Origin of the sequence: Ezakiella sp., assembly GCF_034180565.1 — a bacterium.
In the GTDB taxonomy this organism is placed as follows: Bacteria; Bacillota; Clostridia; order Tissierellales; family Peptoniphilaceae; genus Ezakiella.
Genome location: NZ_JAXFOB010000016.1, coordinates 20,056 through 30,620, shown reverse-complemented (window position 1 = coordinate 30,620; position 10,565 = coordinate 20,056). Strand labels below are relative to the sequence as shown.

General features: G+C 37.8%; 9 protein-coding genes and 1 tRNA gene. 3 read left to right on the top strand and 7 right to left on the bottom strand.

The genetic code is table 11. From position 1 onward, the window contains the following. The first annotated feature begins 388 nt into the window (after positions 1-388). Positions 389-1,264 (top strand): selenium metabolism-associated LysR family transcriptional regulator, encoded by an 876-nt coding sequence (locus tag SPI61_RS03610; RefSeq protein ID WP_321136756.1) that lies wholly within the window; start codon positions 389-391, stop codon positions 1,262-1,264. A 35-nt stretch (positions 1,265-1,299) separates the two neighbouring features. Here SPI61_RS03610 and SPI61_RS03605 read toward each other — a convergent pair whose 3' ends face one another. From SPI61_RS03605 to murC, 6 genes are all read right to left on the bottom strand, one after another. Further along, entirely contained in the window at positions 1,300-1,872 is a 573-nt protein-coding gene (locus tag SPI61_RS03605) for a LuxR C-terminal-related transcriptional regulator (RefSeq protein ID WP_321136755.1), read from the bottom strand. After that, positions 1,844-3,109 (bottom strand): imidazolonepropionase, encoded by a 1,266-nt coding sequence (gene hutI / locus SPI61_RS03600; RefSeq protein WP_321136754.1) that lies wholly within the window; start codon positions 3,107-3,109, stop codon positions 1,844-1,846. Before hutI ends, SPI61_RS03605 begins: the two co-directional genes overlap by 29 nt. Next, positions 3,102-3,998, bottom strand: coding sequence for a glutamate formimidoyltransferase (ftcD, locus tag SPI61_RS03595; protein ID WP_321136753.1), 897 nt, complete (start codon positions 3,996-3,998; stop codon positions 3,102-3,104). Before ftcD ends, hutI begins: the two co-directional genes overlap by 8 nt. Before the next feature lie 148 nt (positions 3,999-4,146). Then, positions 4,147-6,180, bottom strand: coding sequence for a urocanate hydratase (locus tag SPI61_RS03590; RefSeq protein WP_321136752.1), 2,034 nt, complete (start codon positions 6,178-6,180; stop codon positions 4,147-4,149). Positions 6,181-6,190: 10 nt separating this feature from the next. Beyond that, a complete protein-coding gene (gene hutH, locus SPI61_RS03585) occupies positions 6,191-7,726 on the bottom strand; it encodes a histidine ammonia-lyase (RefSeq protein WP_321136751.1) in 1,536 nt (511 codons plus the stop codon). Positions 7,727-7,935: 209 nt separating this feature from the next. Beyond that, on the bottom strand, positions 7,936-9,306 hold the full coding sequence (gene murC / locus SPI61_RS03580; RefSeq protein ID WP_321136750.1) for a UDP-N-acetylmuramate--L-alanine ligase: 1,371 nt from the start codon (positions 9,304-9,306) through the stop codon (positions 7,936-7,938). 225 nt (positions 9,307-9,531) lie between these two features. Here murC and spoVG point away from each other — a divergent pair, with 225 nt between their 5' ends. Further along, positions 9,532-9,891, top strand: coding sequence for a septation regulator SpoVG (spoVG, locus tag SPI61_RS03575; RefSeq protein WP_321136749.1), 360 nt, complete (start codon positions 9,532-9,534; stop codon positions 9,889-9,891). Positions 9,892-9,934: 43 nt separating this feature from the next. Here the strand turns inward: spoVG and SPI61_RS03570 are convergent. Next, a tRNA-Ala gene (locus SPI61_RS03570) sits at positions 9,935-10,010 on the bottom strand. 172 nt (positions 10,011-10,182) lie between these two features. On the opposite strand from SPI61_RS03570, the gene SPI61_RS03565 reads away from it, so the two are divergent. Next, positions 10,183-10,521: a pirin-like C-terminal cupin domain-containing protein gene (locus tag SPI61_RS03565; protein ID WP_321136748.1), complete on the top strand. Its 339-nt coding sequence runs from the start codon at positions 10,183-10,185 to the stop codon at positions 10,519-10,521. Positions 10,522-10,565: the final 44 nt, after the last annotated feature.

Here is a 10,565-nt window from a genome sequence, read left to right as displayed (position 1 = left end):
AGCACGCCGCCAGCGTTCGTCCTGAGCCAGGATCAAACTCTCAAGTAAAAGTTTGAGCCAAGCTCTTATTATTTGCTTTTTTATAGTGGTTTTTGCTTCCACTTTTGAATTAACTTTGTAGTTAGATTCTTGTCTACTTTTCACTTATTTTTTTGTTTAGGTTCTTCGCTCTCTCGAGCTGACAATAATTAGTATACCAAATACATTTTGGTTTGTCAAGAGTTTTTCCAAAGATTTTTTAAAATTTTTAAAAAAACCTTTTCTTTACTTTTTCATGTATTTTATATATAATTGTCGTATTGATATTATATAACATTTTTAGTTTTTTTGCAATTGTTTTATTTGATTTTTCTATTAATTTTTGTTATAATTTTAATAGGAGGTTATTATGGACTTAAAACATTTGGAATCATTTATATATGTAGCTGATTTACACAGTTTTTCAAAAGCTGCAGATAAGCTTTTTGTTTCACAACCTACTATTACCGCGCACATTCAAAATCTTGAAAAAGAACTTGACTGCGCTTTGTTAAATAGACTTGGACACACCGTCACCTTGACTAATGCCGGTGAAATTTTTTATAGATATGCTAAAGATGTTGTTTATACACTTGGAAGTGCAAAACTTGAAATCTCTGTTTCGAATTCAAATATAGAAGGTAATGTAAGTATTCTTTCTTCGAGCGTTCCAAAGCTTTTCTATTTGCCTGACAAGATTGCAAAGTTTGCCGACACACATCCGGGAATAACTTTTAATGTTTCCGGTTTGGATTCTATGAACGTTGTAAATAATGTAAAAAACGGCAAATGCGATTTCGGAATAGTGGGTTTTAAATTTCCTGACCCTACATTATTATATACAAATATTTTCTCAGATGAAATTTGCTATATAATTAAGAAGGATAAGTTCCCGGGTTTTTCAAATTTTGATTCTATCGATTATGACGATATTAAAGACATTCCTCTTATGCTCAGAGAACCTGGCAGCGGGACATTTAAAACGTTTGCAAATGCTGTAACAAAAGCATATCCGGATATTATAAAAAACAATTATTCCGTGTTTGACAGCAATGAGCTTATACTCAGTTTGGTTAAGAGCGGATATGGCGGTTCTTTTATCAGTTCATGGTTTACAGACAATGAAAACGATATTTTAAAGCTTCGTTTGAAAGGAGTTCCTATTAAACGTTCTTTCTATCTTGTTAGACACAAAAATAAAAAGCTTTCGCCGGGCGCTGAAGCTTTCTACGATTTTTTAGTTTAGTATATATTATATGTAAAGAGGGTCACACTGACCCTCTATTTTATTGTTTTTCTTATTTTACTCAGGTGATTTCCAACGGTCTTCGGCGTTATTCCGAGAATTTTCGCTATTTCTTCTTTATTTTTCCCGTCCTTTGCCAAGAGAAATATTTGATATTGTCTCTTCGTAAGGTTGTCCAATTTCTTTTCATCAGCTTCATAATCGCTTACATAAAAAGGAGAAATATATTTTCCATCCCTTTCTATTGCTTGAATTGCATTTTTTAGAATCGTTTCCGACTCAAATGCATTTACTACAGCATCGACGCCGATTTTAAAAATTGAGCGATTTATTATATTTTCGCCAACTCCCGTCACAAGAATAATGGCTGCATAAAAAGAGTTTTCTTTTATAGACTTTATAAGTTCAAGTTCTTCTTTTTTTAAATCGTAAGAAACGATGATGATAAGTCTGGATTTGAAATCTCTTTTGTTTATGTTAACGAGTTTCTTTTCAGTAGCGTTGTATCCCGTTTCAATAAGAACGTTTTTTATACCGTCAAATATTAAATTTTCATCAGTTACGACAACAGCTTTTTTACTATTTCGATTCGTAAACGACTTTTCCATTTTTTATCACCTTATCAGTGTGATTTACACCAAAGTGATAGAGAACATAATTTATGTTCGGCGCATCAAAAATTGTTATATCCGCAAGTTTACCTTCCATAAGGCTTCCCTTTGTGTCTTGTTCATCCACAGCGCATGCAGCGTTTATAGTAACTCCGACCAATGCTTCAGCCGGTGTCATCTTCATATTAAGACATGCAAGATACATACATAGTTGAATATTTTCCGTTGGACAACTTCCCGGGTTGTAGTCGGTTGAAATTGCAATCGGCACTTCTTTTTCAATCATAAGTCTTGCCGGAGCAAAAATTCCATCGCCCATATTAAAGCTTGTTCCCGGAAGAAGATTTGCAATAACGCCGCCTTCTTTTAGTTCATCCACGCCTTTTTCAGAACATTTGATAAGGTGTTCTGCACTTATTGCACGAACGTCAGCAGCAGTTTTTGTTCCGCCGATTTCTTCGATTTCATCTGCGTGAATTTTCGGAGTTAGTCCGTGTTTTTTTGCAGCTTCCAAAAGTCTCTTACTGTCTTCTGCGTTAAATACGCCCTTTTCACAGAACACGTCGCAGAACTTGCATCTTCCGTCCGCTTCAATTTTCGGAAGATATTCGTTTATAACGATGTCTATGAACTCTCCCGGATTTGATTTATATTTTTCAGGAATTGCGTGAGCTGCCATAAATGTTTTTACGATATCCACAGGAAGTTCTTTTCCGAGTCTGTCGGCAACGTTTAATTGTTTCATTTCCGTGTCGAAGTCGTCAATTCCATATCCTGTTTTTGCTTCGATAGTCGTAACACCGTATGAAATTAATCTTTCAACCGATTTCTTTGCTTGTTCGAATAATTCGAATTCGCTCATTTCCTTCGTTTGTTTAAGCGTTGACATAATTCCGCCGCCTCTTTCGAGAATTTCAAGATATGTCACTCCGTTTAATTTCATATCGAGTTCATTTTCTCTTGAGCCGCCGTGAACCAAGTGAGTGTGTGAATCTATAAGACCCGGAGTTACAGTTTTTCCGGTTCCGTCAATCAATACGAAGTCATCACTCTTTTCATATTTCGGTGCATTTTCCTTGTTTCCTGCATATAAAATTTTATCGCCCGAAACAAGTACTACTCCGTCTTTTATCTTTTCAATTTCCCCTTGAGCTTTTCCCATTCTAGGAGCATTTTCGCCCGCAACGGTAATAAGCTCCGAAATATTTTCAATCGCTAGAGTTACCTTAGTCATGGAGTCTTGTCTCCAATACTTGTGAATGGTCAAATTCGTCAATTTGCAAATACCATTTTGCAGCATCCAAAAGTGCATCCATCGGAACAAGTCCTATAACTTCTGAATTTACAACGTTTACCCCATATCTTAGAGCTTCGCGTTTAATAAATTCAAATGCGTGATATACACTTGTGTGAGTATAGTCAACCAAGTTCATTGAAACTTGTGCAAGATTCTTGTCTTCAAGGAGAAGTCCCATAGCTTTACAATATGCAAATCCGCCGCCTTTTGCACGAATTTTCTTTGCAATAGCTTTTGCAATTTCAACATTGTCTGTGTTTAGGTTTACGTTAAATGCTACAAGCGGCATTCTTGCGCCGACAGCTGAAACGCCTGATTTTTTGTTGAGTTCAACAGGTCCGAAGTCAGGTTCCCAACCTTCCGATTTAAGTTTTTCTTCCATTCCTTCGTATTGACCTTTTCTTACTACAGCCAAGTTTTCACGTTCAGGTTTTGAAGCGCTCTTTTCATAAAGATAAACGCTGATTCCGAGTTCTTCTCCAATTCTCTTTCCAAGTTTTTTAGAAAGTTCAATAGCTTCTTCCATTGTAACTTCTTTAATAGGAATTAACGGACAAACGTCCATTGCTCCCATTCTCGGGTGTCCGCCTTGGTGTGTGGTCATATCGATTACTTCAGATGCTTTTTTTGCAGCGTTGAAAGCAGCTTCAATTACAGCTTCAGGTTCTCCGACAAATGTTACAACACTTCTGTTGTGTGTTTCGTCAGATGAGTAGTCGAGTAATGTTACTCCTTTAACTTTTCTAACCTCTTCAACTATTTGTTCGACTTTTTCCTTATCTCTTCCTTCAGAGAAATTAGGAACGCATTCCAAAATTCTTGCCATTATAATTCTCCTTTCAATTATAAATCATATTGTTACAATTATATTTTACCCATTAAATATTGATTGAGAAAAAAATTTTTATAAAAAATTAAAAGGCCGCATTATAAAGCGGCCTTATGATAGACAGGTGAGCCCATCTGCCACCAAATTAACATTTTTTCAAATTTTCTTCAACCAATCTGTTTACCAATTCATCATCAGCAATGTATGGAATTGTGATGTGTGAATTGTTTTCTTTATCTTTGTTGTATGCAATTGTTGTTTCAATTGAGTGTTCGTTTCTTGCCCAGCTTCTTCTTGAAACTCCGACCATTGTATCCCAAAGCATTGCGCTCTTCAAAATATTGTCAACTCTTTCAGAGCCGTCTAGAACCATCCCGAAACCGCCGTTGATTGATTTACCGATACCAACACCGCCGCCGTTGTGGAGTGCAACCAAGCTCATTCCTCTTGCACAGTTTCCTGCGAAACATTGTGTAGCCATGTCAGCCATAATGTTTGAGCCGTCTTTGATGTTTGAAGTTTCTCTAAACGGTGAGTCAGTTCCGCCTGTGTCATGGTGGTCACGTCCGAGCATAACAGGTCCGATTTCTCCATTCCTTACAAGTTCGTTGAACTTAAGAGCAATTTTTAGTCTTCCACCAGCATCTTGGTATAGAATTCTTGCTTGTGAACCTACAACGAGTTGATTCTTTTCAGCATCTTGAATCCAAATGTAGTTGTCTCTGTCTTGTCCGCGTCTTTCAGGGTCGATACATTCCATTGCTGCATGGTCTGTTTTAACCAAGTCTTCGTGTTTACCTGAAAGGCATACCCATCTGAATGGTCCGTAGCCGTAGTCAAAGAGCATAGGTCCCATAATATCTTCAACATATGATGGGAATACAAATCCTTCACTTTCGTCGACTCCGTTTTTAGCAATATCCTTTGCACCTGCATCAAATACAGCTTTCATGAATGAGTTACCGTAGTCGAAGAAGTAAGTTCCCTTTGCAACCAACGCTTTAATTAATTCATAGTGATGGCGAAGAGATTTATCTACTTCTCTCTTGAATCCTTCGTGGTCTGTTGCGAGCATCTTTGTTCTTTCTTCGAAAGTCATGCCTTGTGGACAATAACCTCCGTCATACGGAACGTGACATGAAGTTTGGTCTGAAAGAAGTTCGATATGAATATCGTTATCTACAGCATATTCGAGCAAGTCTACGATATTTCCATAGTATGCAATTGATCTTGCTTCTTTATTGTCAACAGCCTTTTGAGCCATCTTGAACACTTCTTCACAACTGTCGCTGTATTCGTCAATCCATCCTTGTTCAAGTCTTGTTTCGATTCTTGACAAGTCAACTTCAGCAATAAGTCCGACAGCTTTAGCAATCTTTGCAGCTTTTCCTTGTGCGCCGCTCATTCCGCCGAGACCTGATGAAATGAACATGTGTCCTGCCAAGTCGCCGTGTTCAGGAACACCGAGTTTTAATCTTCCTGCATTCAAAATTGTGTTGAATGTTCCGTGAACAATTCCTTGAGGTCCGATGTACATCCATCCACCTGCAGTCATTTGTCCATAGTTTGCGTTGCCCATTGCGATTGCTTTTGTCCAGTGGTCTTGGTCGTCAAACATACCAACCATAAGAGCATTTGTGATAATAACTCTCGGAGCTTGTTTGTTTGATTTAAAGAGTCCCATCGGATGACCTGACATCATTACAAGAGTTTGTTCGTCGGTCATAACCTTCAAATATTCTTGTGTCAATCTATATTGCATCCAGTTTTGAACAACTTGTCCGGTTTCACCGTATGTTACGAGTTCATATGGATAGAGTGCAACGTCGAAGTCGAGATTGTTGTCCATCATGAGTTGGAAAGCCTTGCCTTCCATTGTCTTTCCTTCGTATTCATCGATAGGTTTAGCCTTGATGTTTCCTGCCGGTCTGTATCTGTAACCGTAAATTCTTCCTCTTGTCATGAGTTCTTCCATAAATTCAGGTGCAAGAGTTTCGTGAAGACTTTCAGGAATATATCTCAAAGCATTCTTTAAAGCAAGCTTCATTTCATGTTCTGAGAGTGTGAGTTCACGCTTTGGCGCTCTTCTGATTTTTGGGTCAAATTCGAGCTTCGGTGGTAGTGTTTCAGGAAGCTTAATTGTCATCGCTTCTGAAATATCGATGTTTTTGATATCCATAGTATCCTCCTTATACTTCTAATGTTCCAACAGCTTCTTCAGCTGCTTTTATGATAATTCCGTCAACAATTAATTTGTCAACAGCTTCTATATCAACGTTCATGATTCTGTCTTTATCGTTGAATGTAACAACTTTTCTTACTTCGTCATAAACAGCTTTTGTAGCTTTTGCGAGTTTGTCGCTTGATTTATTCAAATCAATTGCTTGGCATGCAGCAAGAATTTCCATAGCTAAAACTTTTCTTGTGTTAAATGCGATGTCTCTTGCCTTTCTAGCTGCAATTGTTCCCATTGAAACGTGGTCTTCTTGGTTTGCGGAAGATGGAATTGAGTCAACACTTGCCGGATGAGCCAAAACTTTATTTTCACTTACAAGTGAAGCTGCGCTGTATTGGACAATCATAAATCCTGAGTTAACTCCACCTTTTACGCATAAGAATGCAGGTAGTCCGTGGCTTAGAGCCGGGTTTACCATCTTTTCAAGACGTCTTTCAGAAATATTTGCAAGTTCTGAAAGTGCAATTCCTAAAAAGTCGAATGGAAGAGCCATCGGTTCACCGTGGAAGTTTCCTGCTGAAATTGACATTTCATCGTCCGGGAAAATAATCGGGTTGTCTGTAACCGAGTTCATTTCAATATCAACTTTTTGTTTTACATAATTTATAGCATCCTTACATCCTGCGTGTACTTGTGGAACGCAACGTAAGCTGTATGCGTCTTGAACACGAACTTCGCCTTGTCTTGTTGTATTCTTTGAACCTTCAAGGAGTGTTCTAACGTTCTTTGAAGTTGCTGCAAGTCCGTTGTGTTTACGAACATCAGCAATTCTTTGGTCGTATGCGTCAATAATTCCGCCGAGTGCTTCCATTGTCATCGCAGCTGCAATGTCACTTACTTTTGAAATATTCATTCCGTCGTAAAGTGTGAGAGCGCCGACTGATGTCATAACTTGTGTTCCGTTTATTAAAGCGAGACCTTCTTTACTTGTGAGGTCGATAGTTTCAATACCGGCTTCTTTCATAGCGTCAACAGATTTTCTAACTTCGCCCTTGTAATAGCATTCGCCAAGTCCAAGCATCGGTTGAACCATGTGTGAAAGTGGCGCCAAGTCGCCTGAAGCTCCGAGTGAACCTTTTTCCGGAATAATCGGAGTGATTCCTGCATTTAACATTTTTAGAATTGTTTCCGTTGTTTCAAGTCTGATTCCTGAAAAGCCTTTTGCGAGGTTGTTTGCACGAAGCACCATAATTCCTCTTGCAACGTCTTCAGGAAGCGGATTGCCGACACCACATGAGTGGCTCATAATAAGATTCTTTTGAAGTTCCTTTGTTTCATCTTCCGGAATAATTACTTCCGCAAATTTTCCAAATCCTGTTGTAACACCATATACAACTCTTTCTTCTTCGACAAATTTGTCTACAATTCTTCTTGATGCTTTGATTCTTTCTTTTGCCTCATCGCTCAACTCAACTGTTGCTCCACATCTAGTTACTGCAACCAATTGGTCCAATGTCAAATCACTGCCGTTTAATACAATCTTGTCCATTTTTACCTCCTTGATATAGTTTATATTTCATCGTACTAAAGTCAAAAAAACAACCGTGGCCTGGACCACGGTTAAAATTCTTTGATTCTATTGTGAATATCATGTCTTTTCATAAAAATCTCCTTCACAATTATTCACTAACTATATTTTACCACACTGTGAATAATATTGCAATACTTTTTACAAAAAATTTATGATTTAAATCACTTTTATTGCTCGATATACATGTGAGCGAGTGTATTTACATCGCCCGCACCCATTGTAATAAATAAATCTCCCGGCTTTAAATTTTCATTTAAAAATACCAGCGCATCGTCGAATCCCGGGAAATATTTACAATGAATTCCCCTTTCCTGCATAGCTTTCACTAAATCCTTCGAGTGCACTTCTTTTCTGTCGACTTCCCTTGCGGCATAAATGTCTATTACAACCACTTCGTCCGCCAATTTAAACGAGTCAGCGAAACCGTTTAAAAGAATCTTTGTTCTTGTATATGTGTGCGGTTGGAAAACACAGAAAATTCTCTTATAGTGCGCATTTTTAAGTGCGTTTAGACTTGCCATAATTTCCGTCGGATGGTGAGCATAATCGTCCATAACAGTGACGCCTTCTCTTTCCCCGAGCATTTCAAGCCTTTGATGTACAGGTCTATAATGCTCAATCGCTGATACAACTTCCTTAATATCGAGTCCAGCATTCACACTCGTAGCAATTGCCGCTAGTGAATTCAAAACATTGTGAAGACCCATAACCGGAAGATTTACGGGATAACTCTCTCCCTTATATTCCACTTCATAATGAGCAAAACCTGATTCATCATAAGATACGTTGACGCCTCTAAAGTCCGCCTCTTGATACACTCCGAAAGTAATAACCTTGCCCGGAGCGGAATTTTTAATTTGAATCAAATTCGGCTCGTCGGCATTTATAATAAGAGTAGAATCGCTCTTTAAATTTCCCATGAACTTTATAAAAGTCTGCTCTATTTCATAAATCGACTTATAGTAATCGAGATGGTCCTCGTCAATATTTAAAACAACTGCAGTTGTCGGAAAATACTTTAAAATATTCCCCTTGTATTCGCACGATTCCGAAAGCATTATATCATGTTCTCCAACCAAAACATTGCCGCCGATCTCATCCAAATTTCCGCCGACAAGTATTGTCGGTTTAAGGTTTGTGTGGTGAAAAATTGTAGCAAGCATAGATGTGGTTGTGGTTTTTCCATGTGTCCCCGTAATTGCAATTGACTTTTTATAGAGCTTCATTAGTTCTCCAAGAACAGTCGCTCTGTCCAAAACAGGAACGCCAAGTTCTCTCGCTCTTTGAAGTTCTTCATTGTCTTCGCTTATTGCATCCGTATAAACAACAAGATTCGGTTTTTTAATATTTTCTCTTTTTTGCGGTGCAAAAACTTCTGCGCCTTTTGAAATAAGTTTTTCGCACATAGGCGTAATCTTTCTGTCCGAGCCTGTAACTTTATAGCCTCTCGACAAAAGAACTTCAGCAATTGCACTCATTCCGATTCCGCCGATGCCGATGAAATGTATTTCCTTTATATTTTTAAAATCTATACTCATAATTTATCCTTTTTATTCTAATTTCATAAAATCATTATTAGTTATTATATCAATTTTTCCAATAAATATCAAGTCAGAGATTTTCTCTGCTATAAATAATTAATTTCTTTTAAATTAAAAAACTTTAACATGATAATTTTACATAGTTGACTTTCTTTAACAAATGATGTATAATAAGATAATCTTTTCAATAAAGAAAAGTATTTAAAACACGAGGTGAAAATCATGCAAATTACTGATGTTAGAGTTAGACTCTTAAACGATAGCGGTAAACTCAAAGCTGTAGCAAGTGTGTCGTTTGACGACGAATTTGTTGTACACGATTTGAAAATCGTCGAAGGTGTAAACGGTCTTTTCATTGCAATGCCTTCAAGACGTGCTAAAGACGGAGAATTCAAAGACATCTGTCACCCTATCAACAACGATATGAGAACAAAAATTGAAACAGCAATCTACAAAGTTTATAATGAATTGATTGATTCACAAGTTGATTCTGAGGATGAAACTGAAACAGTTTCCGAAGAAGTTGAAGCTACCGAAGAAGTTGAAGCTACCGAAGAAGTTGAAGCTACCGAAGAAATTTAAAATCTTGAAATAAAAAAAGCCTGCGCATGCAGGTTTTTTTGTTTGGTGGAGCATAGGAGGCTCGAACTCCTGACCTCCACACTGCCAGTGTGGCGCGCTCCCAACTGCGCCAATGCCCCAAATGAATAACAAAATAATTATAACATAACTTCTATAAAATAGCAACAATATAATAATATACATATTTGTTTTCAACTAAGAATTGATATAAAAGAACTTGATATTGAAGGAGGCAAACTTCGTCTTCTTGCCGGTCAATATGGTGAACACCACGGTTACAAGGGCGAGCGCTTGCCGTTTAATTACTACGATATCCACCTAGATAAAGGAGCTGTGTTTGAAAATAGTACGGCAAACGACGAGTCGATAATGCTCTTCACTCTTTTTGGCGACATCGAAGTTGCAGGCGAAGTTGTAAAAGAAAAAACCGCCGCAAAACTGAGCGACGGCGACAGCGTTCGTATAAAAAGTTTAACCGACGGAGCGCAAGTTTTGTATATAAGTTCGAAAAAGCTCGATGAACCGGTTGCATGGGCAGGTCCTATTGTAATGAACACCCCCAAAGAAATTCAACAAGCATACATCGACCTTAGAAACGGCGATTTTATAAAAGAAAAAATAGAATATTAATTTTGCGCCCTCATTGTCGTGCAATTCGATAAAGAGGGTGTTTT

Coding starts and splice junctions, on each gene's coding strand:
- SPI61_RS03610 (WP_321136756.1), top strand. CDS start 389: ATGGACTTAAAACATTTGGAATCATTTATATATGTAGCTGATTTACAC.
- SPI61_RS03605 (WP_321136755.1), bottom strand. CDS start 1,872: ATGGAAAAGTCGTTTACGAATCGAAATAGTAAAAAAGCTGTTGTCGTA.
- hutI (WP_321136754.1), bottom strand. CDS start 3,109: ATGACTAAGGTAACTCTAGCGATTGAAAATATTTCGGAGCTTATTACC.
- ftcD (WP_321136753.1), bottom strand. CDS start 3,998: ATGGCAAGAATTTTGGAATGCGTTCCTAATTTCTCTGAAGGAAGAGAT.
- SPI61_RS03590 (WP_321136752.1), bottom strand. CDS start 6,180: ATGGATATCAAAAACATCGATATTTCAGAAGCGATGACAATTAAGCTT.
- hutH (WP_321136751.1), bottom strand. CDS start 7,726: ATGGACAAGATTGTATTAAACGGCAGTGATTTGACATTGGACCAATTG.
- murC (WP_321136750.1), bottom strand. CDS start 9,306: ATGAGTATAGATTTTAAAAATATAAAGGAAATACATTTCATCGGCATC.
- spoVG (WP_321136749.1), top strand. CDS start 9,532: ATGCAAATTACTGATGTTAGAGTTAGACTCTTAAACGATAGCGGTAAA.